Origin of the sequence: Litorisediminicola beolgyonensis (assembly GCF_042679605.1) — a bacterium.
Lineage (GTDB): Bacteria > Pseudomonadota > Alphaproteobacteria > Rhodobacterales > Rhodobacteraceae > Litorisediminicola > Litorisediminicola beolgyonensis.
On sequence record NZ_JBHTMU010000051.1, the window covers coordinates 1 to 24445 of the forward strand.

Here is a 24445-nt window from a genome sequence, read left to right on the forward strand (position 1 = left end):
GAGCGCCAGCGCCGGGGTCGGCAGCACGCCCGCATCCACCACGTCCACGCCGCGCCCGCGGCAGGTGGCGATCACCTGCTCGGCGATCTCCGGCGAAGAGGGGCGCAGGTCGCGCCCGACCCAGACCGCGCCGCCGGTCTCGCAGGCGGCGAGAAAGCCCGCCACGTGATCCGCGACCAGCGCGGGCGTCAGCTCGGTGACGAGGCCGCGCAGGCCCGATGTGCCGAATTTCGGGGCCATGGCAGGTCTCCTCGGGTCAGGGTCTCAGGCGGCGGGAAAACCCGCGCGCCCGATGCTGTCATAGGCGGTGAAGCCCGCCTCATGCGCGGCCTCGGAGGAATAGATATTGCGCAGATCGGCGAGCCGGGGCTCCGCCATCGCGCCCGCGAGACGCCTGAGGTCGAGGGCGCGGAACTCGTTCCACTCGGTCAGGATGACCAGAAGGTCAGCGCCCTCCGCGGCCGCATAGGGGTCGTCGTGCCAGGCCGCGCCGGGCAGGAGCGCCTCGCCCTCGCGCTTGCCCTGCGGGTCGACCACCCGCACCGTGGCGCCGCCGCCGACGAGCGCCGGCACGATGGTCAGCGAGGGCGCGTCGCGCATGTCGTCGGTATTGGGCTTGAAGGTCACGCCGAGCACCGCGACGGTCTTGCCGTTGACGCTGCCACCGGCGAGATCCATCAGCTTGTCGATCATCCGCCGCTTGGTGTCCTCGTTGACCTTGATCACCGTCTCGACGATCGAGACGGGGCTGGCGTGATCCTGCCCGATCCGGGCCAGCGCCTTGGTATCCTTGGGAAAACACGAGCCGCCATAGCCCGGACCCGCATGCAGGAAGGTCTTGCCGATGCGCCCGTCGAGCCCCATCCCCTTGGAGACCTGCTTGACGTCGGCGCCGACCTTCTCGCAGAGCGCGGCGATCTCGTTGATGAAGGTGATCTTGGTCGCGAGAAAGGCGTTGGCGGCGTATTTGATCATCTCGGCCGAGGCGAGATCGGTGATCACGATGGGGAAGTCGCGCAGGTAGAGCGGGCGGTAGATCGCCTGCATCACCTCCGCCGCGCGGTCGCTCTCGACGCCGACCACGACCCGGTCGGGTTTCATGAAATCGTCGATCGCCGCGCCCTCGCGCAGGAACTCGGGGTTCGAGGCGACGTCAAACGCGAGGTCCGGATTGGCCCGCGCCACGGTCTCGCGCACCGCCGCGTTGGTGCCCACCGGCACGGTCGATTTGGTGACGATGACGATATAGTGGTCGGCGGCCCGGGCGATCTCCTCGGCGGCGGCCATCACATAGGTCAGGTCGGCATGCCCGTCGCCGCGCCGCGTCGGCGTCCCCACCGCGATGAAGACCGCGTCGGCCCCGTCCACGGCGGTCTTGATGTCGCGGGTGAAGGAGAGCCGCCCGGCTTCCACGTTGCGCGCCATGAGCGTGTCGAGCCCCGGCTCGTAGATCGGCACCTTGCCCGCTTCCAGCATCTCGATCTTGCGCGGGTCCTTGTCGACGCAAACCACGTCATGGCCGAAATCCGAGAAACAGACGCCCGAGACGAGCCCCACATAGCCGGTGCCGATCATCGCGATTTTCATGGGCGTCTCCCTGATGGTGCCTGTGGCAGATGTCATGCGGTCTGGGACAGGGGCTGTCAACGCGGGCTGGGCGCGGCGGGACGGACACCGGCAGCGGGAAAACGGCGGCTCCGCCCGCGCGGGCTCTCGACGGCGGTGTCGGCGGTGTCTATCGTTTGCGGTCGGTGACAGCCCCCGCGCGGCAGGCGCGCGCGGCCAGAGGTCACTCCGCCCGGCAGGCGCCGGACGGCCATCGACGCGATACGTCACAAAGCGAGTATCCCATGAGCGACACCGACACTGAGACCCCCGAAACCGGAACGGCCGCCGGCCCGCGCTCGCTGAACGCCAAGCAGGTCCGCCGCCGCGCCGCCAAGATCGCCGGAGGCCAGAACGGCCCCCGCGCCGCGCGGATGCACGGCAAGCTTGCCATCCGCATCCTCGAGGCCATCGCCGCGGGCGAGGTCAAGAACCCCCGCGCCGCCGCCCGCGCCTTCCTCGCCGGTCGCGCCTCGGAGGCCGAACCCGAGGCCGAGGCCGACCAGACAGCCTGATCCCGGGACCCGTCCCGCATCCGAAGAGGTCGCGCCCGCCGCGGCCTCTTTTTGCGTGCGCCCCCGACCCGCACCGGGCGGCGCCTCTCGCAAGGCGCGGCCCGCAAGGGGCGCGCCTTCCCGGCGCGCCGACCTATTCCGTGTAGGACCCGCTCTGCTGCCAGCGCCAGGCGTCGGCGATCATCGTGGCCAGCGTGGAGTGCCGGGGCGTCCAGCCCAGCTCCTCGACCGCGCGGGTCGAGCCCGAGACGAGCTTGGTGGCGTCGCCCGCCCGGCGCGGGCCCTCGGAATGCGGCACCTCGCGGTTGGTCACCGCGCGCGAGGCGTCGATCACCTCGCGGACCGAGAAGCCGCGCCCGGTGCCGAGGTTGAAGACCCGGCTGCCCTTGCCCTCCAGAAGCCAGTTCACCCCCAGCACATGCGCGTCGACCAGGTCGCAGACATGCACGTAGTCGCGGATGCAGGTGCCGTCGGGCGTGTCGTAATCGCTGCCATGGATGGTCAGCGCCGCGCGCTTGCCCTCGATCGCCTCGAGCATCACCGGGATGAGATGCGTCTCGGGGCGGTGGAACTCGCCGACCTCGGCCTCGGGATCGGCGCCCGCCACGTTGAAATAGCGGAAGATCACCGCCTCGAGCCCGTGCGCCGCGCCGAAATCCCGCAGCATGTCCTCGATCGCCCGCTTCGACGCGCCATAGGCGTTGAGCGGCTCCTGCGGCGTGGTCTCGTCGAGCACCACGTTGTCATGCTCGCCATAGGTTGCGCAGGTCGAGGAGAAGACCATCCGCCGGCAGCCCGCCGCCACCATCGCCTCCAGGAGCGTCAGCGAGCCCGCGACATTGTTGCGCCAGTAGCGGCCCGGCTCGGACATCGCCTCGCCGACCTGGGAGAGGGCGGCGAAATGCATGACCGCCTCGGGGCGGTACTCGGCGAAGGCCCGGTCCAGCGCGGCGCGGTCCTCGAGCCCGCCCTCGACCAGGGGCCCGAACTTCACCGCCTGCCGCCAGCCGGTCGAGAGGTTGTCATAGGTGACCGGCACGAAGCCCGCCGCCTTCAGCGCCTTGCAGGCATGGCTGCCGATATAGCCCGCGCCCCCCGTCACCAGCACATGCCGCGTCTCGCCCATCTGCCCCGTCTCCCGATGCCTGTTGCTCTTGGGACCGCGCCCTAGCACGGCCGGGCGCCACCCGGAAGCGCCCGGCTTGGCACCGCCCGCCCGCTTGCCTAAGAGGGAGGGAACCGCCCCTTGGAAAGGCCCCCCCGGATGACGCTCTCGGCGCAGGAGACCGCGAGACAGGTGCTCGCCACCGAGGCCGCCGCGCTCTGGCAGATGGGCGAGACGCTCGGACCCGAGATCGACGCGGTGGTGGCCCGGCTCCTGGGCGTCCGCGGCCGGATCGTGGTCTCGGGCATGGGCAAATCCGGCCATGTCGGCGCCAAGATCGCCGCCACCCTGGCCTCGACCGGCAGCCCGGCGCAGTTCGTGCATCCCGGCGAGGCGAGCCATGGCGATCTCGGCATGATCACCGGCGACGACGCGGTGATCCTGATCTCGAACTCCGGCGAGACCCGCGAGCTTGCCGACATCATCGCCCATACCCGCCGCTTCCGGGTGCCGATGGTGGCGATCACCCGCAATCCCGGCTCGACGCTCGCGGGCCAGGCCGATCACGTGCTGCTCCTGCCCGACGCGCCAGAGGCCTGCGCGCTCAGGCTCGCGCCCACCACCTCGACCACCTGCACGCTGGCCCTGGGCGACGCGCTCGCGGTGGCGCTGATGGAGGCGCGGGGCTTCGACAGCGCCCAGTTCCGCGACTTCCATCCCGGCGGCACGCTCGGCGCGCAGCTCCTGACCGTGGGCGCGGTGATGCATGTGGGCGAGGAGATCCCCCGGGTCGGCCCCGAGACGGCGATGGGCGACACGCTTCTCGAGATGAGCCGCAAGGGCTTCGGCACCGTCGCGGTGGTCGCGGGCGACCGGCTCGAGGGCGTCATCACCGACGGCGACCTGCGCCGCAATCTCGACGGGCTGATGGAGCGCCGCGCGGGCGAGGTCGCGACCCGCTCGCCGCTCACCGTCTCGCCCGATATCCTGCTGGTGGAGGCCTTGGGACTGATGAACGAGAGAAAGATCACCACCATCTTCGCGGTGGATGCGGGAGGACGCCTGAAAGGGCTCGTCCATATCCATGACGCGCTCCGGGCGGGCGTGGCATGAGCGTCACCGTCTTCATCCCCGCCCGCTACGCCTCGACCCGCTATCCCGGCAAGCCGCTCGTCGAGCTTCGCGGCGCCACCGGCGAGGCCAAGAGCCTGATCCAGCGCAGCTGGGAGGCGGCGATGGCCGCCGAGGGCGTCGAGCGGGTCTGCGTCCTGACCGATGACGACCGCATCCGCGACGCGGCGCAGGGCTTCGGCGCCGAGGTGCTGATGACCAGCAGCGCCGCGCGCAACGGCACCGAGCGCTGCGCCGAGGGGCTGGCGCAGCTCGACCGCGCGCCGGAGCTGGTGGTCAACCTGCAGGGCGACGCGCCGCTCACCCCGCCCTGGTTCGTCGAGGCGCTGATCGCCGCGATGCGCGCCAAGCCCGAGGCGCAGATGGCGACGCCCGTGCTGCTGACCGAACCCGCGACGCTGGCCAATTTCATCTCCGACCGCCATGCCGGCCGGGTCGGCGGCACCACCGCGGTGATGCGCGGAGACGGCACCGCGCTCTATTTCTCCAAGGAAGTGCTGCCCTATGTCGGCAAGCTCGAAAGCCCGCCGGTGGTCTGGCACCATGTCGGCATCTACGCCTACCGGCCCGCGGCGCTGGCCGCCTATGCCGCCTGGGACGAGGGGCCCTTGGAGCGCGCCGAGGGGCTCGAACAGCTGCGTTTTCTCGAGAACGGCTGGGAGGTCGCCTGCGTGCCGGTCGAGGCCCGCGGCCGGGTCTTCTGGGAGCTGAACAACCCCGTCGACGTGGCGCGGATCGAGGCGGTGCTGGAACGGGAGGGGATCGCATGACGTCGGAAACGAAGGCCGTGAATATCGGCAGTATACAGGTCGGGAACGACCGGCCCCTGATGCTGATCGCCGGGCCCTGCCAGCTCGAGAGCCTCGATCACGCCCGCATGCTCGCGGGTCGGATCGCCGAGGCCGCCGAGGCGGCGGGCATGGCTTGGGTCTTCAAGTCGAGCTACGACAAGGCCAACCGCTCCTCGCTCTCGGGCAAGCGCGGCCTCGGCATGGAGGAGGGGCTCTCGATCCTCTCGACGATCCGCGCCGAGTTCGGCGTGCCGGTTCTCACCGATGTGCACGCGCCCGATCACTGCGCGCCGGTGGCCGAGGTGGTCGACATCCTGCAGATCCCGGCCTTTCTGTCGCGCCAGACCGATCTTCTCCTGGCGGCGGGCGAGACCGGTGCCGCGATCAACGTCAAGAAGGGCCAGTTCCTGGCGCCCTGGGACATGGAGAACGTGGCCGCCAAGATCGCCTCGACCGGCAACGAGCGGGTGATGCTTTGCGAGCGCGGCGCGAGCTTCGGCTACAACATGCTGGTCTCGGACATGCGCGCGTTGCCGATCATGGCGCGGACCGGCTACCCGGTGGTCTTCGACGCCACCCATTCGGTGCAACTGCCCGGCGGGCAGGGCGCGTCCTCGGGCGGGCAGCGCGAGTTCGTCGAGCCCCTGGCCCGCGCCGCCGTCGCGGTGGGCTGCGCGGCGGTCTTCATCGAGACCCACGAGAGCCCCGACACCGCCCCCTCCGACGGCCCCAACATGGTCGAGATCGACCGCCTCGGCGCCCTCCTCCAGGGCCTCGCGGCGATCGACCGGCTGACCAAGAGATAGAGCGGCGCCCCTGGCGCCGACGAGAGACGCTGCCTCTCGTGCTCTCCGGGATATTTCGGGACAGATGAAAGCGGGGTTCCCGTTCCGCGGGCCGCGCGCGGCTCTTTTTCCTGCATCCAATACGGCTCTGATGCCGACGATCACATGATGGCTCACCGAGCATCATGGCGTGAAGCGCATGATGGCAGATTCCCTAGTTTATGCTGGACGGGACCGTGCGCACCGACCAAGAGCCCATTCCAGTCTTCCTGAAGCCAATCTGAGATTGCGCACCAAACGGGGTTCCGTGCCCCCGCCTGACGCCGCGACCCACCGGAAGGACCCGAAGCCAAAAGACTAATGTTTTCCGTCACTTACAGCGTTTTGCTACATCATGTGACACGGCGCATCATGCGACCAGTCCCACATTCCCCAATGAATCCAAGCGCTTGCATGTGTCGCATCATGTTCGACCGCGCATCATGCAAAATGTCCCATGATGCGAGGTAACGGCGCCTCGCTCGATACCGAGAAACCGCGCGACCAGGAGGCCGAGAAACCGCGCGGGATGCGCCAGAGCTGCACCCACTAGGACGCGCGGCCACGGCGCGAGATGCGACCAGCTACGCGGCGCGGCGACCGGGCAGATATGCCACCACGATTCCGGTCTCGCGCGCCCGCGCCTCTCCTGCGCCAACTGGCAAGGGTGGCCTGTCCATTGCGGGCGGGTCGGATCGGTCACTCCTATTGAGCCTTATATCTCTCATAATGAAAATTATGTAGTTTTCTAGGGAATAGACATCTCGCGACGTCCGCTCTACCAACCGGGTGAACGCTCAGTTTTTAGGGTCCCGCCATGTTCTGGAACCGCCGCAACTCCGGCAGCATCGCCTTGGGTCCGGACGGCCAGGCCAATCATCTGCTCGCGCTCGTGTCCGGTCAGAGCCGTGACGGTACGTTGTCCTCCAAGACTCGCATCGCGCCCGGGTTCATGCTCAATTCAGATCCGGCGCTAGGACTGTCCGGGCGGTACGGTTCACCCGAAGGCCGTCTGCTCGAAGTCGATGCAGAGATGTCCGGTCCCGGGGACTGGATCGCGCTGCATCTCGACTTTCATGCAGGCGATCTCTCCGAGATGGGCGTTCTGGGCTTCGCCCTGCGTGGCGTCGCGCCGGAGATGATCCTCCTCAGGGCATGCCTGCGTTCCGGCACGCCGGAAGGCTTCGAGGACTGCTTCTTCGACAAGCACATCCTTCTGCATCCCGAGGAAAGCACCCATCTCGACGCGCTGGCTCTGCCCTATCGAGACCGGCTGCCGGTCACCGCACCTTGGCGGCAGTTGGTGATCTTTCTGCCGACCGAGACGTTCCGCCTCTCGATCGCGGATCTGCGCGTCTTCCTGGTATGAGTGCTCCCGGACTGACTCTCGCCATTCCCGTGCACGATGACGTGCCGAGCTTGCGTCACCTGCTGAACCAGGCCAATGCGCTTGAGATCTTCGACCATGTGATCGTGTCCGATGACGGTTCGCGGGAGAAACCGGACCTTCCACGGCGATTGCCCTGCGGGGCGGGCGTCGAGCTTTTGCGCGAACGGACTGCCCGCGGGGCGGGTCACGCCCGCAACCGCGCGCTGGAGCGTGTCCGCACCAGTCACGTGCTGTTCTTCGATGCCGACGATGCGCTGACAGAAGAGATCGCGCGGCTTTGGCGCGCGGTGGCCCGCGAGGTCTTTGATTTCTGTCTGTTTCGCCATGCCGACAGCCGGGTCGCGATCGGCGGGGGCTGGGGACAGTTGCCTGTCGATGACGCACTCTGGCGACTGGCCGACTGTAGCTTCGGCCTGTTGCAGGAGCCATCCCGCGCAGCGCACGCCCATTTGGCCGAGACCGCGAACTACCCTTGGAACAAGATTTACCGGACCGATTTTCTACGCGCGCATGATCTGCGCTGCACCGAGATCCCGGTCCATAACGATATCGAGCTGCATTGGGGCTCCTTTGCCGCTGCGGACCGCATCCTGGTCTCGAACAGGGTTTGCGCGCTGCATCGCGTGCCCGAGGACGGCGCGCGGCTCACGGATCGCCGGGGGCGCGACCGACTTTGCCTCTTCAAAGCGCTCGCCGCCGCTGCCGCGCGCCTGGAGACGGCAGGCGCGGCTGCCGAGCCGCTCTGGCTTGCCTTCTTTCGGTTCTCGGCAGGGCTGTTCGACTGGGCGCGGAGCCGCATTGATCCCGAGACACTGGCCGCATTCGAGCACGGGATCAGAGAGTTTCTCACCTGTCATCTGGATGCGCGGCGCTACCACGCGCTTGCCGTGTCCGACCCCATCCTGGCCTTGCGCCTGGCGGATTTGATGGCAAGGACACGTGCAGCATGACCCTGACTTTTCTGATGCTGTGCCGAAACGACGTGGCAAACTTGACGGGCGCGCTGCAACGACTTGCGACCGCGATCCGACCCGGCGACCGAGTGCTCCTGGCCGATTTCGGGTCGGAAGACGGCACGCTGGCCCGGCTTGAGTCCTTCGCCGCGCGGGAGAGCGCGCAATGTGATGTCTCTCTCATCCGACTCGATGCTGCCGCTCCACGACAGCCCGCGGCACTGCTTCGGGCCGAAGGAGCCGGGTTCGGGCTATGGTTCACGCCCGAAGAGCGGGTTGTGCCGCAAGGCGTCGCGGAGCTGCGGCAGTCTCTTGCGGGGGATGCTCCCGACCTAGTGGTCGCCGCGCTGAGCTTTTCCCTGGGACACGGTCTGGCCACTGTGGCTGCACCGGACACGGTCGAAAGCGTCACCACGGCCGCGTCGATGCAGGCGTTGACGCCAAACCCCGCGCGGCTGGTCCATGCCTGCGACGCAGCGTGGCTCAAGGACTGGTCGGAGGGCGGGTTCGACACGCTCTGGTCCAACTGGGACACCATACTCGCGACGGCTCGGCATGCTGTGTATGTGGCGACCCCTCTCCTGGCGCCACCCCTACCCTCCTGCACCGCTCCGGAGGCGCTCTTCTACACCGCGCGGCATCTGACCGACGAGGTGGTCCCGGCAGAAGCGCTGATCTCGCGCTGTGATGCGGCGCTCTGCTGGGCCGACCCGAGGCGGATCGAGGCGCTTTGCGCCGCAGCGCGCGCCCTTCTGGACGTAGCGCCGGACGCCGCCAACGGGCAGGGTCCGACGTCGGAGCTTCTTCGCATCATTCAGGCCGGATCCCCGGCGGACACGCGGGCCTTTCTGGCATGGCATGCCAGCTGCCGCGGCCGGGCGATCAGCGATGCGCTCGCCACGGGCCTTGCAAAGCAACAGCTTCATCTCGAAGCCGCATTGCCGGGGCCGGATTATTTCGACGAACTCTACGCGCGGCTCTGGAACGGATGATCCGGGTCTTTGCCAGCGGCGCCCATATTCGCCGCACGCCGCTCAGTTACCCCGCTCTCGCGCCGCTCTTCGAAGGCAAGATCGCTTTGGTGTCGCGTCCCGAAGAGGCCGATCTTTATGTCTTCGCGCATGTGCTCGATATCAATCAGGCCTCCCGCGCGGTGGTCGAAGACTGGCGGCTGCGTCGCCGCCCTGTCGTCCTTCTGTCGGAAGAACCCTTCTGGGATACGATCTGGGGGGCGCGCCCGCTCGACCGGCAGATCATCGTCGAGACCGAGTATGGCGCGCTTCCTGTCCTCCAGCTCAGTCATCAAACCTGCCCGGATCTCTTCGCCTTTGAACACATTCCGTATTACGTCCTCACCGATCACCGCTTCGCCAATGCCTATGCGGCCCGCTTCGCCCGAAACGCGGCGCGGAGCGCGGCCGCGTGGCGCGCGGATTTCGAAGCGCGGACCGTCGGCATCAGCTTCATGTTCGAGCGCCGTCCCGAACCGCATCATCATCGCCACTGGCCGGAAGGCGACCTGACCGGGCTCTGTGCCTGGCGCACCGAACTTGCGATCGCGTGCCCGGACGAGATCACCGAACGGCTCGGCCGAAGCTGGCATGGCGGCCAGAGGCGTCAAGCCGCACCGGATTGGCATATCGACAAGCTGGTGATCCTCGATGGACGGGCCCGCATCATCGGCGCACTCGAGAACACGCACCAACCGCTCTATCTGACGGAAAAGCTCTTCGACGCTTTCGCCTGCGGCGGGTTGCCGCTGTATTATGCCTCTCCCGGACATCGGCTGCACCAGCTCGACCTGCCCAGCGAGAGCTGGATCAACCTTTTTGGCCTCTCTCCGGAAGAGGCGCGGGACAAGGTCCTGTCCCAGGACTTCTCGATGACAGTCTTTGAGGCCTACCGGGCCACTCAAGAGCGGTTGCGAGCGCTCCTCACAACAGACGCACATTGGCAGGAGGAGCGCGCCAGACTTGGCGCCGCCCTGCCCCGGGCGCTCGCGCAAACGCTCGAAGCGGCGTGAAAGCAGGCTGAGCTCAGTCCAGCCGGACAGACGCCAGGTTCAGAAACTCCGCTTTGAAGTGATCGGTGTGAAGAAACAACGTCACTTCGATCCGCTGGGCGGTCTCGAGTCGAGCCGAATCGACCGGGATCTCCGCCGTCATCTCCTGCTCTCCGCCGGTAAAGAGCAGATGGTGCGGGGTAAAGACATCCTCGTGGCCAGCCGGACGGACATGGCGGAAGCTCGGATGACAGGCGAAGAAGCCCTCAGACCGTGCGTGGATATGAAAACCGAAACGTCCGGCCCCACGCCAGCGATCGACCGGTTCGCGCCAGGCCAGGCAGACCCAGCGCGCCGTATCACCGTCAGCCAGTTCCAGACGCATGCCCCGGTCTGTCGGAGCCACCGAAAACCGCGCACGGCTCTGAGGATCCGCAGAGAGCCAGAAATCTTCGAACAGATTGGTATGCCCGTAGAGATCTGACATTGGCCGCAGACCGGAGAGAGTTTTCAACATGTAGGTGCGGCCGTCGCTCACCGCTCATCCTCCAACGAGATCGGCACGTCATAGCCATGCGTCAGCAACAGCGCGTGGCGCTGCGCGACCGAGAGGTCGGCAGCAACCATCTCGGAGCACATCTCGCGGGCGGTGATCTCAGGCTCCCAGCCCAGTTCCGATTTGGCCTTGGAGGGATCGCCCAGAAGCGTCTCGACCTCGGCCGGTCGGAAATAGCGCGGGTCGATCCGCACGATCACGTCGCCCGGCCGCACAGCGGGAGCGAAATCGCCCTCGACAGACGTGACGGTGCCGATTTCCTCGACGCCTTCACCGGAAAACGCCAAGCTTATTCCGAGGTCCGAGGCTGCCCAGGTAATGAACTCGCGCACGGAGTATTGCTGCCCCGTGGCGATGACGAAATCCTGTGGCGTTTCCTGCTGGAGCATCATCCACTGCATCCGCACGTAGTCCTTGGCATGGCCCCAGTCGCGCAAGGCATCGATATTGCCCATGTAGAGACAGTCTTCATGCCCCTGAGCGATATTCGCGAGCCCACGAGTGATCTTGCGCGTGACGAAGGTCTCACCCCGACGCGGGCTCTCGTGATTGAAGAGAATCCCGTTGCAGGCATACATTCCGTAGGCTTCGCGGTAGTTCACGCAAATCCAATAGGCATACATCTTGGCAACCGCATAGGGCGACCGCGGATGAAACGGCGTGGTTTCGCGCTGGGGAATTTCCTGCACCAGACCGTAAAGCTCCGAGGTAGACGCCTGGTAGAACCTAGTGGTCTTCTCCATCCCGAGAAACCGGATCGCCTCGAGCAGGCGAAGGGTTCCGATCGCGTCGACATCGGCGGTGTATTCCGGGGCTTCGAAGCTCACCGCGACATGGCTCTGGGCCCCGAGATTGTAGACCTCATCGGGGCGCACCTCGCTGAGAATGCGCGTCAGGTTCGAGGTATCGGTCAGATCACCATAGTGCAGCTTGAGCTTGGGCCGCGTTTCGTGCGGATCCTGGTAGACATGGTCGATCCGCTGGGTGTTGAAGGACGAGGCGCGGCGCTTGATGCCATGCACCTCGTAGCCTTTTTCCAGCAGAAACTCGGCGAGGTAGGAGCCGTCCTGGCCGGTAATCCCTGTGATGAGAGCTTTCTTCATGAGGCCTACATATTTGAAGGTTCGAGAGTGCTTTGGCTTTTCGTCAGTCAAGCATCCATTCGTAGCGCGTTCCACGCATTTGGTCTTCTAGGATGTCGTAATTACTTAGTTCATTTTTCAGGCTACCACCGGTCTTGGAAAGACGCGGCGAGGCAGGCTGAAAGTCAAGACCTAGGAAATTAAGAACTTTGCGATAGGCTTGGGTTGGATCCTCAGAGATATCATCTTCATACCAAAGCTCTAGATAGCGGATACCGACGCTGTGAAAATTCCGTAAATACTGATCTTCGCGTTCAAGTGCCTTATCAATCAACTCTGGAAAGGTCGCTGCGCGTTGACCTGTGTCAAAATCAACAAGATTCTTGAAATCAAGCTTAAAAGTTTTAGTCCTGTAAGTCATATCGTCACCGGATAGGTGATAGGTCTTAGTCTGCGCAGCCTTGTGAACGCTGCAAATCCGCTTAAGCACGTTACGACGACGCAAAACAACGTGACGATATTGCGCAGGATCAGTGTAAGCCTTGGCGTAATCGATCAGATTACAGCTGGGGTTTTGAAGGAAATTCATAAGCTTGATTTCATGCCCAACAATCTCATTAGGCTGACCTTCACGAATCTTGGCAACCTCCTCCGCGATCATTTTCGACATCTGCTCGCGCGTGAAATTATACGTCGACTTGTCTCGGATCCACTTTAAAGAAAAATATTCATCCAACCAGGTGATGCGTGAGTGGCTTTTAAGAAGCTGGGCCAAAACAGTCGAACCGCTGCGACCAAGATGCGTCATTATAAGCTGTTGTGGATCAGTGGTCATATTGCGTTTGACCTTACTCGTTTTCATTTGATGTCTATCAGAGCTCCTCTGGGAATTTTCCACTTTCCGCACACTTGGCGTATCGATAGTTTTCAAGTTGTTTTGAACATAGTGTGGAGTAACTATTGAGAACCCTTCTGGAGCTCGATCCTTTAAGAAGAATTCGGCACTCAGTCGAGCAAAATCTTCAATGTTTAGGAATGCTTCACCCATACGCTTCGGCTGCTTGAAGCGGTTTTTCGTAGGCCGCGGCAAACCAAGAATTTCAGCGACCGCCGCATGCATAGGCCAATAGGCGTCCGCATAGAGATTATGCTGAGCGGGCGTTATCAAAACGCCATCAACAGCTTGCCCTGTCAGTCGAAAAATTGCTTGTCTTGCAATATGAGATATCAAGCCTTCGGCTGGATGATTGAAAGATAAGAATTGCTCGGAAATCGAGCCATCAGCAGTCGCTCTTTCTATAAAATCACTTAGCGTTATATCACAACTCGCCTCGCGCACTTTCAATTCATTTAAGCTGGCTTGCCATACTGCCTTTACATCAAGCTGTTCAAATGTCGTTCCGCTTGCGTAACGCTGCGTCGTTTCGTCTACGCTTAACCCCGATTGCACATCCGCCAACACTAACGCGCTGTGATAATCGCCTAGAACGGCTGTAGAGCGCGCGATTTCGGATTGGTAGTTCAGGTAGACCATGTCTGGCGTCAGACCTGAAAAGAAAGGGGTTGGCAGGATTAGCAGCCGATCACCCAAGCGCTCGCGCAGCATTTGAGTCGCCAAAGGGCCTGCCCATTCAGCGTGCTCAATTGTCACTATCGCGTCGAATTGATCTAGCTTTTCGGACAGTCGGCTGCGCTCTTCCTTTGACATGCTGTAGAGTTCCGCAGACTGCACAGTGCCAAACATCCCCGACGAACGCAGCGCAAGAGCGATGCTATGATGCGTGCAATTCGCCAGAACGAGAATGCGCCTGTTTGTCGAAGCAACCAACTGTGGCATAGAGCGGTTCTTTCCTTGTTCATAGCGTCGCATACAGGTTGGACGCCGCAACGTCACGGCAGAACCTTGCATATGATAGGTCAATCTCGTTGCGACGCTTCAGCAGGTAGGTATGCGCAGCTTCAATGCTCTCGGGCTGAGCCAAGGCCTCGTCTGCCTCTGCTTCATCGGCGACATAAAGTGGATAATTGCGACCCAGATACTCAACCACGGCGGGCAGCGGGTTGATCAGAATCGGCGTGGCACGGGCGATGCACTCGATGACAACATTATTCGCCGCTGTTCCATACAGTAGGCACAGCACTGCAGCAGACGAAAGCAGTGAATCGTAATTGTCGTTTGAGATATAATCGACCATCTCTACAGCGGGATCTCGGTGATCGCCGAAGATCGCAATTTCAGTGTCCAGATAGGTGGAGGTCAAATGCTTGAGCAGCATGACCCGCTTATGGCCGATCGCACGCAGACGATGGATTGCCTGCAACCTGCGAAGCCAATCACCAACCTGGACAACTGTCGGATTCGCTCTGTAGGCGTGAAGATCGAAAGGACATACGTCGAGACTGGTGGGATGAAGGACTGAAAGTGTAGGCAGATCGGGATCATATTGCCGCAGATCGGCTTCCAGATCTCGCGCCAAGGTTAGAATGCCGCGACACGAATGACGTGAGCGTTGAAATAGTTCGCTCGCCATAAAGTTTTCTGGATGAATTGCGGGATTAAACCAGTCCGGGGCTTCAAAGGGCACGTGCAGGATACCGATCCAAGGTCTTTCAATCGGAGCTGGTTCGATAGACCCCGCTTCGCCAACGTTAGTTCCCCAAACGAATTGACGTTCCAAAAATGGTATAAAGAGAACCCCATCTTTATCGTCCACGGCCCGTTCTAGCGGGGCGAGCGCATGGATGAGCGAATTGAAACTGTTCCGGTGTTGACCAAAATCACTGTTCTTTCCATGGAGGATGAGCTTGCGGGGCTGTCCCGACAATGACGGTTGCACCGGGGGGCGCCGATCGCGGCGGGCAACGAATGTCTCTACGAAATCCTCCTCAACGACATTGTGTAGCCGCTCAAGGTCGGTACCGCGCCGATTGTGCGAGGTCGGATTGACAAAATAAAATCCTAGTGGTCGCTCATTCATCCATCCTTGACCGCCGAATTGCAGTACCTTCAACCAGAAAGCCCAGTCGGCATATGTACCGTATCGATCTTCATCGAACCAGCCAAACCGCATGTGAAGCTCCCGGCGCCAAACCGGCATGCAATGGGGCATATTGTGAGCTACAAGCTTTGGTGGCTCGGTCTCTGACAAAAGGGCGATGTCGAAAAACCCGAAGCGCCCAGCTTGATCAGAATACCATGCCGAACGATCCTCGGGGAGGGTACCTTCGGCGGGGAACTCGGTAAATGGATTCAGGGCCGTTGCTGCGACGTAGCAATCCGGATGTGTCTCCAGATCTTGTACCAACGCCACCACATGGTCTGGATCGCGCAGATCATCGACATTAGCGTTGGACACGTAATCAGTCCGAGCGACGCGGATGCCAATGTTCCAACATTCGTAAAGTCCAGGGTCCTTTTTATGCCATATTATCAAGGCATTACATTTCTGCTTCAGAAGGGAGTCAAAACAGTCCAGTTCCGTTGCCGAGAGGTTGGATACTAAGAACACATGCTCGATCATCCGGTCATAGCCACGCAAGTCCCGGCAATTGGCTAGAAACCCGGCGATGAACCGGTCGGAGCGGAAGACCGAGGTGACCAACGTACAGCCGAAGCGTGGCGGAACCTGCGGCAAGGGGGCAGGATGCAGAGTGACAAAGACCGCGTCCGAGGCAGCCAGCAACGTCTCATCTATGCGGGCTGGATCGCTGACGAATGCCACACGCTCGAAATTGGATTGCGCGCCTTCCAAAAAGGCTCGGCGAGCATTTAGCACTCCATTGCGGGGACGGGCGAACCACATTCGCGGCGCAGCTGCAAGGGTCGTGGCGTGCTGGCGGACCAGCATATCCGGATCGAAATCTGTCAGGATCTGGATCTCCAGATCCAGCTTCTGGCTAAGCACAGCAAGATCCGCGATTTCGGAGGCCAAGCGGACTTCAGCCACTTTTGGAACCGCCAAGAGCATCTGCCGACCATGGGTGCTGTTTGGCGACGGCCGGTAACCGACGCGCAGCCAGTCTGAACGCGTCCAAGGCACACCAAAGTAATTCCAGGGGTCAATGTGATTTTGACAGGCATGTCGATAAAGTAGCGACTTCGTAGATTCACGCGCGTTCAGCGCGTTGTAGAATGACTCTTGTTTCGTCTCTTCGTGATGCAAAGCGATGATATCGAGGCAAGGATTGAACAACCGGTGTCCGCTCGAGACCAAATCATGGATCAGCATCATATCGCTGTTCATCTCGCTGAGGGGGTAGAACAGGTTGCGCGAGACCTTGAGCGGAGAGGAGAAGGCCCAAAGGTCTGTCGAGATCGTGTTGGGCAAGCCATTTTCATCGTGATAGAGAGTAAGTTCAGCCTTGTTATTATTAAATTCGTGCCGAGTCAGCGCCAGTACCGCCGGATTGCCTCCGTCGGCATTCAGGATGGAGAGAAGATCGACGATTTGCGACGCATCATCTTGCGAAGCTAAACTGATATCAGAATTACAGATGCAAACAGCCTGCGCGCCCAAGGATAATTCAGCATTGGCTTGGGCAATGAGATCGCCAAACGTCGGCCGTGCAGAGATGTGCTCCACCGCAAGCTGTCCGCTGTCATCAATCTCGCGAAGCCAGCCCGCATCAGCTTCCGAAAGCACAACGATGCGTGACACGCCCGGTAGAGAAAGATTGCGGCGTAGCGCGTTCGCGATCGGTAGCCGGTCTGCCTCGTGCAATGCGCCGATCGTCGTGACTATATGAATCATGCGATTTCGGTCCCTGCCACCTCAGCGGTATCTGAGCCCAAGCCATAAGTCTCCGCGATCCAAGATGCGAGCATCTGCTGCGCCTCGCCGCATGCTTCCAAAAAGTGCGAAGCACAGGTACGCCGCAGCAAGAGATGTGCGCGAGCATCGCTTCCTTGGCGGCGGTTGATCGCGGCTAACGTAACCCATAGGTCGGCCTGCGAGGGGTCGCGTCTGAGGGCGCGCTCCAGGTCCATTTCATTTTCTGGCGTGACGGGTTGTGCCGGCGCTTTTCGAGGATCATCGGCCAGAGCCGAAACGTGCAGCCCGTAAAAGCGCCCCAACTCGATTACCAGTTCGAAACGTGCGCGATGGGTCTCCTCCGCCTCCGACAGGCTAGAAACCGCCGCATCGAGCCAGTCTTGCGCCGTGTCGATCTCCTTGGCTCTGGCACAGTCATGGACTGAGGAAATCTTGTGCCAGAAACCGGTTCCGCGCTCGGCCATCGAGCCCCCTTGGAAGAAACTATGGACCTAAGCTCAAAGAACCGATCCAGACCCTCATTCGGGGCTCCCAAAATCATACTTGCCCCGACAAGCGCAAGCCCACCCTGTTGCAATCGGCGGCGCAAGGCCGGAAAAGGCCAACGGCACATCCTTTCGCATCATGAAAGCCGGTCACATGCGCATCTACATTGCAGGTCATCGCGGTATGGTCGGCGGCGCTCTCTTGCGGCGCTTGAAGGCCCGCGGCGAGGTAGAGCTGATCACCCGCAGCTCCTCGGAACTCGATCTAACCAACCAATCCGCCGTGCGCGACTTCATGGCCGCCGAGCGGCCCGATGCGGTTGTTCTCGCAGCGGCCAAGGTCGGCGGCATCTTGGCCAATAACAGCTATCCGGCCGAGTTCATCCGCGACAACCTGGTGATCGCGACCAATGTCATACACGAAGCCCATGTCGCAGGCGTGCAGGATTTGCTCCAACTGGGCTCCTCCTGCATCTACCCAAAACTCGCACCGCAACCGATGACCGAGGCCGCCCTCCTTACGGGGCCGCTGGAGCCCACCAACGAGCCCTATGCGATCGCAAAAATTGCCGCGATCAAGCTTTGCGAGAGCTATAATCGGCAATACGGACGCAACTACCGCTCGGTCATGCCCACCAATCTCTACGGACCGGGAGACAACTTCCATCCCGAGAACAGCCATGTGCTGCCCGCGCTTCTGAGGCGCTTCCACGAGGCACGCGAGCAGGGACTGCCGGAGGTTGTCATCTGGGGCTCGGGGACGCCAAGGCGGGAATTCCTGCATGTCGATGACATGGCCGAGGCCTCACTCTTCGTGATGGACCTATCGCAGGACGTTTACGAACGCGAAACCGATCCGATGCTGAGCCATATCAATGTGGGCTCTGGAACAGATGTGACCATCCGCGAACTGGCCGAGACCATCGCCCATGTGGTGCGGTATGAGGGGCGCCTGACCTTCGATGCCTCTAAACCCGACGGGACCCCCCGCAAGCTGATGGATGTCAGTCGACTTGCGCGTCTGGGGTGGACAGCGTCGACCCCTCTAGAGGCCGGAATCCGCGAAACGTACCAATGGTTTCTCGGGCAGGAACGGAACAGCCTGCGCGCCCGCTAACCTGCAGATCCCGCACCTCGTCCCAGATTGTCGCCGCCAATCAGCCTGCGTATGTCCTCGGGCCCAGGTTCGGAGCTCCCGGGACGATTTCGATGGCGCGGATGGAGCAGTGTCACCGGATCGTAGGAGCCGGACGCTGGTGCGCGCAGGTCCTGCAAGGCCGCGGCGATCATCCTGCATTGTTCAGACGCCAAATCTAAGCCAAGTACCCCCGCAATTCCGCGAACCGCGAGATCGGGCCTCGACCCGATCATATCGTAAGGCGTCTCAAGTCGGCTGCGGGCATCCCAGTATTCGTAAAGGGAATCGTGATATTTCCAGACGCGGCCTATCGCCTCCCGCTCATATTTCAGCCAATTCATTCGAACCAGAGATGCAATACATTCTGCACGATCGCGCCATGTGGTCAGGACGATATCGGGCTCGAAATCAATATCGTCTGGCCGATGAGCTTTGACCACATGCAGCGCCATCCGCCGGGCAGGGTCATAATCCCCGATCCAGGTCGCGTAAGTCTCTAGGCCGCCAGCTCTGGCGGCGAGGCGCGCCGCGTTGAACACCCAGGTGCTCCCGGAGCGCGGCACCCCTGCAACCAGAACGATACGAGGTGACGCAAAACCTTCAAGATCGGTCCCCGGCTGTGCATCACTATCATTTCGCATTCCGCCTATCCTTGTCTCAAGGGTTGCCCTAGTTCACCCGCTGCGATACCGCCGCCCGCAGGCGTTTTATGACAGGGCGGTTCCATGATCACCCCCATTCTCCTTTGCGGCGGCTCCGGCACACGGCTCTGGCCGCTTTCGCGCAAATCCTACCCAAAGCAGTTTGCACCCCTCCTGGGCGAGGAGACACTCTTTCAGGCCTCGGCGCGCAGGCTCTCGGGCGAGAGTTTCGCGGCGCCGGTGATCCTGACCAACGCGGAGTTCCGCTTCATCGTCACCGAGCAGCTGGCCGCCGCGGGGATCGATCCCGGCGCGGTGCTGATCGAGCCCGAGGGGCGCAACACCGCGCCCGCGATCCTCGCCGCCGCGCTCTGGCTCGAAAGCCAGAACCCGGATGCGCTGATGCTGGTCGCGCCCTCGGATCACGTCGTCCCCGACGCCGCCGCCTTCCGCGCCGCGGTGGCCGAGGGCGAGACGCCGGCGCGCGCCGGCCGGATCGTCACTTTCGGCATCACGCCGACCCATGCCGAAACCGGCTACGGCTATCTCGAACTGGCCTCCGCGCCCGAGGGCGCCGGGCCGGTTCCACTCTCCCGCTTCGTGGAGAAGCCCGATTCCGAACGTGCCGCCGAGATGGTCGCCTCGGGCACGCATCTGTGGAACGCGGGCATCTTCCTGTTTTCGGTGGCCACCATCCTCGAGGCGTTTCGCGCACATGCGCCGCAGCTCTTGGGCCCGGTCGGAGCGGCGGTCACCGAGGCGCGTCAGGACCTGGGCTTTCTCCGGCTCGATCCCGCGGCCTGGTCCGGGGCCGAGGACATCTCGATCGATTACGCCGTGATGGAGCCGGCCGAGAACCTCTCGGCGGTGCCGTTCTCGGGCGGCTGGTCCGATCTCGGCGGCTGGGACGCGGTCTGGCGCGAAAGCGTGCCCGACGAGGCCGGGGTGGCGCTCGGGGGCGCTGCGACTGCGATCGAGTGCCGCGACACGCTGCTGCGCTCCGAGGACGAAGGGCTGGAACTGGTCGGGATCGGGCTCGAGAACGTCATCGCGGTCGCGATGCCCGACGCGGTGCTGGTGGCGGACCGGTCGCGGGCGCAGGAGGTCAAGCGCGCCGTCGCGGCGCTGAAGGAGAAGCGCGCCCGCCAGGCGGAAAGCTTCCCCAAGGATCACCGGCCCTGGGGCTGGTTCGAGAGCCTCGTCATCGGCGAGCGCTTCCAGGTCAAGCGCATCGTGGTCCATCCCGGCGCGGCCCTGTCGCTGCAAAGCCATCACCACCGCTCGGAGCACTGGATCGTGGTCTCGGGCACGGCGCGGGTGACGGTGAACGAGGACGTGCGGCTGGTGACCGAAAACCAGTCGGTCTACATCCCGCTCGGCGCGGTCCACCGGATGGAGAACCCTGGCAAGGTGCCGATGGTGCTGATCGAGGTGCAGACCGGCTCCTATCTGGGCGAGGACGACATCATCCGCTACGAGGATGTCTACGCGCGGGAGTGAGCGCGACAGCCGAGGGTTTGAACAAGATTGGATAGTCAGTGACAGCGATCTGGCATGACCACAGCCCCAGTGCGCGTGCTCTCGCCGAAAAGGCCAAGGCCGCCTCTGTCCGGATTGTTTCGACGGACGAGGTCGGACCGTTCCTTGCCGCGGACAAGAGCGCAAGAGTTCTGGCGCTCTACGATCCGGCCTCCCTTCTAGCGGAGACGATTGCCCAAGAGGGTTCCCTGGACGAGGCCGTGCAGAACTGGACCCAGCGCATCCGCGCCTTATTGGAAGTTCAGCGACGGAATCGACGCCAATGTGCTCTCCGATCGGTTGCCGGGATGCACACTGGTCTCAAGGACGCCCTGCGCGACGTCTCGCTTCCCGAGGCGGCCGTCGAAAGCGCGGCTCTGCCAGAAATGGATCCTGTCTTGATCCTTCTGGGGCAGGCGGCGCTCAAGCTAGACGCGACGGCTTCTGCACTTTTGACAGAGATCGAAGCGGGAGATCCAAGTGCTGGGCAAGAGAGCCCCTCAGCCTTTCTTGAGACCGCGCTTGAGGAGCTGCGCAACAGGCAACATGCTGAGCAGGATAGAGCTGAGCAAGATAGACGTGAGCTCGAGCAGGCGCAAAACCGGCTTGCCGAGGCCGAAGCCCAACTCGATAATTATACGAAACAGCTAAATGATCTCGACGCTCATGCGCGGGATGAGCGGGACCGTCTGACCCGGCAAGTAAGCGACATCAGTGGAGAGCGCGATCTGCTCCAGCGCCAGATCGCCGTGATGGGTGAAGAGCTTACCACGTTCGAAACCCAACATGAGACTCTCCAGCAGAGAGTTTCCCAGATGTCCGAGGGTCTGAAAAGCTACGAAGCCCAGCTTGCCGCGCTTCAGCAGGAGACTGCCCTGAAAGCCGACAAGCTTGCCCTGAAAAACGATCATCTCGCGGCGCTCGCCGCAGAGGCCCACGGGTTGAGAGAGGACCTCGCCCGCGTGCGGAACTCACGTTCCTATCGGCTCATGGCACCGCTGCGTGGGGTCGGACGCCTGTTGCGTGGCTCCCGGAATGACTGATCCCTGGACAGTGCTTTTGGGGAGCCTACCCACGCCCCCGTCGACCATCCTGGCACTCGGTTGCGGGGAGAGTGCCGCATTGGAGGCCTGTCTCGCCACGGGGACGGATCGTGTCGTCCTCGTCGAGCCAGATCCAATGCGTATGGCCGCGCTCCAGCCGCGCTACGCAGACGATCCGCGGGTCATGCTCATTGAGGCGGCGGTCACCGATACCGGCGGAACAGCGTCGTTCACGCGCCGCACGATCTCCCGCTTCTCGGGACGGAACGCGCCTTCTGGGCTGACCGAAATTTTTCCCGGGCTCAAGGACGTGGCGGTGCTGGAGGTCCCAACCCTCGACGCCCGCACACTGCTCGATCGGATCCGCCTGCCGGAGACCGACGGACTTCTGCTTCTTGACATGGCCGGAGACGAGGAGATGTTTATCGCCGCGTTGGCAGAAGCCAGCGCTCTGGAGTGCTTCGCCGAGATCTGCCTGACTCTGCCGACCGTGCAGCTTTTCGAGAATGCCGCGGACGGTCCGACCTTGGAAGCTCACCTTGCCGAGCATGAGTTCCAACCATTGGCTTGGGACAGAAACGATCCGGACCTTCCCCTGGTGCGTTTCGGGAAGAACCGGACAACGCGCCTTGAGCGACATATCAAGGAGTGTCAAACCGAGCGTGACAATGCGCTCGCAGAGATCGAACAGGCCAAAGCGCAACTCTCCGAGTGCCAGACATCCTTGTCTCGGCTGCAGCCGCTCACGGCGGAACGCGACGCATTGAGCGAACAAGTGAACCGTCTCAACCAGGAGCTGGAAGGCGCCCGAACCCAAATCGCCACAGTGACGGCAGAACGTGACACCGCCACCGCGCGCCTCCTTGAGCGCGAGTTGGCGCGCCTCGCGGATCAACTCGATATCATTGATGATCTTGAGGTACGCCTGTCATGACCGACAGTACAAACAGCAATCAAAGCTTCGAGGCGCTTCAGGCGCTCTGGGAACGGGGCGATTGGGATATCCTCCGCCGTACGCGCCTGGCCGAGATCGTCGATCTGCCTGAGCGCCGGGATGCCGCCCTTCTTGTCGCAGCAGCGCATTTCCACAGCGCCGACAGCTACCAGACCACGCTCTGGCTGGACCAGGCGCTCGATTGGGGGGCCAAGCCCCAACTCGTCCGGCAGGTTCTGCATGCCGGTCTGCGCAACACCTGCGGGCGGATATCGGCCAGCCTCGGACGGGATAGCGAGGCCGAGAGCTTCTTTGAACGCAGCTTGCCGCCGCTCTTGGTCTCGGGCCGACGAGACCGCTCCGGTTTCCTACGCCGCATTGCCGAGATGGCGCGCATGGGGTTGTTCCCCGAAACGGTTCAGGTGCTCGGAAACGGCGTTAAAGCGGAGCGTGCCCGCGACGTCCCGAGCGACACGTTGCTGACCATTCTCGAAAGCGGCCTGACCCAGGTGTCGCATGAATTGTCGCTAGCCCTGCAGCGCAATCAAATCGGCACCGCGCACCCGAGAGAGACCGAAGACCCCGCGGCCTATGCCGAAGCGCATTCGGTGTCCCAGCTTGGCCAAGACATCTGGGTGTTGGAACAGTCGGGGTTCAAGCGCGACGGTTTTTTTGTCGAGTTCGGCGCTACCAACGGCATCCTGCTGTCCAACACCTATCTTCTCGAAAACGGATTTGGCTGGTCCGGTCTCTGTGCCGAACCGAACCCGACCTACTTCGAACAGCTGCGCCGCAACCGTCGCTGCACCGTCAGCCAATCCTGCATCAGCGGAGAAACCGGGCGAGAAGTCGAGTTCATCCTCGCCAACGAGTATGGCGGCTTCGCGGAATATGCCGATGCTGACATGCACAAGGACAAGCGCGAGGCCTATGCCGCACGGGGGGACACACTGACCCTGACGACGGTCTCTCTCGACGATTTCCTACGGCAGCACGACGCGCCGCGCCGGATCGACTATCTCAGCATCGATACTGAGGGCAGCGAATACGAGATCCTCTCGGCCTTCCCGTTCGAGGACTGGGATATCCGCATGCTGACGGTCGAGCATAATTTTGCTCCGATGCGCGAACAGATCCGAGCGCTTCTGGAGGCGCAGGGCTATCGCTGTATCGAGATGCAATGGGACGATTGGTATATCCGCGATCCGGCAGAAAAGACCTAACATCACAGCCTCTGACGCACGGACGTTCGCCATCCCGCCCCAGAAAAGCTTGCCGGATCTAGTCGTCACCGAGCATCCGGGCCTCGAGCGCTGTGATCCGCTCCCGCGCCCTGACCAGTTCCAGTTCGAGCGCCTGTCGCGCGCGGCATTCCGCCTCAAGAAGCTCTTGAGCGCGGGCCAGGCGCGCACGCAGGAGCGCAATCTCTTCGACGTCACTCATCCCGCCACCCGCTGATCCGAGACCTGGTTCTTCTCCAGCCAGTAGAAGAATCCATCGGTTGATTTCTGGCCCCATGCGGTCGCTGTTTCCAGTCTCTATTTCGGTTTCCGGGGGCCAGGAGAAAAGAGAGCCCTGGCGCAATGGCGAGCATCCCCCACCGCGCGCAGCGCTCATCCGGCCTTCATCCCTTGCGGGCAGTCTCGCGCGTGACCCGTCCTTCCGGAGACCGCGCCCCATGTCCGAGACCTCGCCCGCCCTCGCCCTGCCCTATCTCGCGCCCGCACAGGCGCAGAAGCATGTCACCGTGAACGAGGCGCTGCGGCGGCTCGATGCGCTGGTGCAGCTCGTCTTCGAGGAAGTGGGGCGCGCCGCGCCCCCCGCCCTGCCCGAGGAGGGTCGGGCCTATGTGACCGGGCCCGGCGCGACCGATGCCTGGGCGGGCCAGGCGGAGGGCGTGATCGCCGCCTGGCAGGACGGCGCCTGGGCCTTCATCGAGCCGCGCCCGGGCTGGCAGGGG

23 protein-coding genes and 1 pseudogene are annotated in these 24445 nt (G+C 62.9%); 14 read left to right on the top strand and 10 right to left on the bottom strand.

Annotation, left to right across the window (positions count from 1 at the left end; translation table 11 throughout):
* Together ACFQ4E_RS18575 and ACFQ4E_RS18580 are read right to left on the bottom strand one after the other, a co-directional pair.
* A pseudogene (locus ACFQ4E_RS18575) lies at nucleotides 1-240 on the bottom strand (phosphomannomutase); the annotation flags it as partial.
* 24 nt (nucleotides 241-264) lie between these two features.
* The gene (locus ACFQ4E_RS18580) at nucleotides 265-1587 is read right to left on the bottom strand and encodes a UDP-glucose dehydrogenase family protein (RefSeq protein WP_386806029.1); all 1323 of its coding nucleotides are present in this window, start codon (nucleotides 1585-1587) and stop codon (nucleotides 265-267) included.
* A gap of 263 nt (nucleotides 1588-1850) precedes the next feature.
* Between ACFQ4E_RS18580 and ACFQ4E_RS18585 the strand changes: the two genes are divergently transcribed.
* A complete protein-coding gene (locus ACFQ4E_RS18585; RefSeq protein ID WP_386806030.1) occupies nucleotides 1851-2120 on the top strand; it encodes a hypothetical protein in 270 nt (89 codons plus the stop codon).
* Nucleotides 2121-2253: 133 nt separating this feature from the next.
* Here ACFQ4E_RS18585 and galE read toward each other — a convergent pair whose 3' ends face one another.
* Nucleotides 2254-3246, bottom strand: a complete 993-nt coding sequence (gene galE / locus ACFQ4E_RS18590) for a UDP-glucose 4-epimerase GalE (RefSeq protein ID WP_386806031.1) — start codon at nucleotides 3244-3246, stop codon at nucleotides 2254-2256.
* A 138-nt stretch (nucleotides 3247-3384) separates the two neighbouring features.
* On the opposite strand from galE, the gene ACFQ4E_RS18595 reads away from it, so the two are divergent.
* The 7 genes from ACFQ4E_RS18595 (at nucleotide 3385) to ACFQ4E_RS18625 (ending at nucleotide 10337) form a co-directional block, all read left to right on the top strand.
* The gene (locus ACFQ4E_RS18595; RefSeq protein WP_386806051.1) at nucleotides 3385-4338 is read left to right on the top strand and encodes a KpsF/GutQ family sugar-phosphate isomerase; all 954 of its coding nucleotides are present in this window, start codon (nucleotides 3385-3387) and stop codon (nucleotides 4336-4338) included.
* Nucleotides 4335-5126 (top strand): 3-deoxy-manno-octulosonate cytidylyltransferase, encoded by a 792-nt coding sequence (locus tag ACFQ4E_RS18600; protein ID WP_386806032.1) that lies wholly within the window; start codon nucleotides 4335-4337, stop codon nucleotides 5124-5126. Before ACFQ4E_RS18595 ends, ACFQ4E_RS18600 begins: the two co-directional genes overlap by 4 nt.
* A complete protein-coding gene (kdsA, locus tag ACFQ4E_RS18605; RefSeq protein WP_386806033.1) occupies nucleotides 5123-5953 on the top strand; it encodes a 3-deoxy-8-phosphooctulonate synthase in 831 nt (276 codons plus the stop codon). The genes ACFQ4E_RS18600 and kdsA overlap by 4 nt, the downstream gene beginning before the upstream one ends.
* 835 nt (nucleotides 5954-6788) lie before the next feature.
* The gene (locus ACFQ4E_RS18610) at nucleotides 6789-7340 is read left to right on the top strand and encodes a hypothetical protein (protein WP_386806034.1); all 552 of its coding nucleotides are present in this window, start codon (nucleotides 6789-6791) and stop codon (nucleotides 7338-7340) included.
* Nucleotides 7337-8311, top strand: a complete 975-nt coding sequence (locus ACFQ4E_RS18615; RefSeq protein ID WP_386806035.1) for a glycosyltransferase family 2 protein — start codon at nucleotides 7337-7339, stop codon at nucleotides 8309-8311. Before ACFQ4E_RS18610 ends, ACFQ4E_RS18615 begins: the two co-directional genes overlap by 4 nt.
* The gene (locus ACFQ4E_RS18620; RefSeq protein ID WP_386806036.1) at nucleotides 8308-9306 is read left to right on the top strand and encodes a hypothetical protein; all 999 of its coding nucleotides are present in this window, start codon (nucleotides 8308-8310) and stop codon (nucleotides 9304-9306) included. The genes ACFQ4E_RS18615 and ACFQ4E_RS18620 overlap by 4 nt, the downstream gene beginning before the upstream one ends.
* Before the next feature lie 131 nt (nucleotides 9307-9437).
* Nucleotides 9438-10337: a hypothetical protein gene (locus ACFQ4E_RS18625; protein WP_386806037.1), complete on the top strand. Its 900-nt coding sequence runs from the start codon at nucleotides 9438-9440 to the stop codon at nucleotides 10335-10337.
* 13 nt (nucleotides 10338-10350) lie between these two features.
* On the opposite strand, the gene ACFQ4E_RS18630 is transcribed toward ACFQ4E_RS18625, so the two are convergent.
* Genes ACFQ4E_RS18630 through ACFQ4E_RS18650 form a run of 5 tightly spaced genes read right to left on the bottom strand, consistent with a single transcriptional unit; the run spans nucleotide 10351 to nucleotide 17190 of the window.
* Nucleotides 10351-10854, bottom strand: a complete 504-nt coding sequence (locus tag ACFQ4E_RS18630) for a hypothetical protein (RefSeq protein ID WP_386806038.1) — start codon at nucleotides 10852-10854, stop codon at nucleotides 10351-10353.
* The gene (gene gmd / locus ACFQ4E_RS18635) at nucleotides 10851-11975 is read right to left on the bottom strand and encodes a GDP-mannose 4,6-dehydratase (RefSeq protein WP_386806039.1); all 1125 of its coding nucleotides are present in this window, start codon (nucleotides 11973-11975) and stop codon (nucleotides 10851-10853) included. Before gmd ends, ACFQ4E_RS18630 begins: the two co-directional genes overlap by 4 nt.
* Before the next feature lie 43 nt (nucleotides 11976-12018).
* Entirely contained in the window at nucleotides 12019-13791 is a 1773-nt protein-coding gene (locus ACFQ4E_RS18640) for a WcbI family polysaccharide biosynthesis putative acetyltransferase (protein WP_386806040.1), read from the bottom strand.
* Between the two features lie 19 nt (nucleotides 13792-13810).
* Entirely contained in the window at nucleotides 13811-16705 is a 2895-nt protein-coding gene (locus ACFQ4E_RS18645; protein WP_386806041.1) for a hypothetical protein, read from the bottom strand.
* Nucleotides 16702-17190, bottom strand: coding sequence for a hypothetical protein (locus ACFQ4E_RS18650; protein ID WP_386806042.1), 489 nt, complete (start codon nucleotides 17188-17190; stop codon nucleotides 16702-16704). The genes ACFQ4E_RS18645 and ACFQ4E_RS18650 overlap by 4 nt, the downstream gene beginning before the upstream one ends.
* A gap of 175 nt (nucleotides 17191-17365) precedes the next feature.
* Between ACFQ4E_RS18650 and fcl the strand changes: the two genes are divergently transcribed.
* Nucleotides 17366-18328 (top strand): GDP-L-fucose synthase, encoded by a 963-nt coding sequence (fcl, locus tag ACFQ4E_RS18655; protein ID WP_386806043.1) that lies wholly within the window; start codon nucleotides 17366-17368, stop codon nucleotides 18326-18328.
* On the opposite strand, the gene ACFQ4E_RS18660 is transcribed toward fcl, so the two are convergent.
* Nucleotides 18325-18990 (bottom strand): hypothetical protein, encoded by a 666-nt coding sequence (locus tag ACFQ4E_RS18660; protein ID WP_386806044.1) that lies wholly within the window; start codon nucleotides 18988-18990, stop codon nucleotides 18325-18327. The two genes, fcl and ACFQ4E_RS18660, sit on opposite strands and share 4 nt — an antisense overlap.
* A gap of 84 nt (nucleotides 18991-19074) precedes the next feature.
* On the opposite strand from ACFQ4E_RS18660, the gene ACFQ4E_RS18665 reads away from it, so the two are divergent.
* The 4 genes from ACFQ4E_RS18665 (at nucleotide 19075) to ACFQ4E_RS18680 (ending at nucleotide 23708) form a co-directional block, all read left to right on the top strand.
* The gene (locus ACFQ4E_RS18665) at nucleotides 19075-20490 is read left to right on the top strand and encodes a mannose-1-phosphate guanylyltransferase/mannose-6-phosphate isomerase (RefSeq protein ID WP_386806045.1); all 1416 of its coding nucleotides are present in this window, start codon (nucleotides 19075-19077) and stop codon (nucleotides 20488-20490) included.
* Nucleotides 20491-20528: 38 nt separating this feature from the next.
* On the top strand, nucleotides 20529-21551 hold the full coding sequence (locus ACFQ4E_RS18670) for a hypothetical protein (protein ID WP_386806046.1): 1023 nt from the start codon (nucleotides 20529-20531) through the stop codon (nucleotides 21549-21551).
* 142 nt (nucleotides 21552-21693) lie between these two features.
* Nucleotides 21694-22485: a hypothetical protein gene (locus ACFQ4E_RS18675; RefSeq protein WP_386806047.1), complete on the top strand. Its 792-nt coding sequence runs from the start codon at nucleotides 21694-21696 to the stop codon at nucleotides 22483-22485.
* Nucleotides 22482-23708 (top strand): FkbM family methyltransferase, encoded by a 1227-nt coding sequence (locus ACFQ4E_RS18680; RefSeq protein ID WP_386806048.1) that lies wholly within the window; start codon nucleotides 22482-22484, stop codon nucleotides 23706-23708. Before ACFQ4E_RS18675 ends, ACFQ4E_RS18680 begins: the two co-directional genes overlap by 4 nt.
* A gap of 58 nt (nucleotides 23709-23766) precedes the next feature.
* Here ACFQ4E_RS18680 and ACFQ4E_RS18685 read toward each other — a convergent pair whose 3' ends face one another.
* Entirely contained in the window at nucleotides 23767-23928 is a 162-nt protein-coding gene (locus ACFQ4E_RS18685) for a hypothetical protein (RefSeq protein WP_386806049.1), read from the bottom strand.
* Between the two features lie 235 nt (nucleotides 23929-24163).
* On the opposite strand from ACFQ4E_RS18685, the gene ACFQ4E_RS18690 reads away from it, so the two are divergent.
* On the top strand, nucleotides 24164-24445 hold a 282-nt coding region (locus ACFQ4E_RS18690), incomplete at its 3' end, for a DUF2793 domain-containing protein (RefSeq protein WP_386806050.1).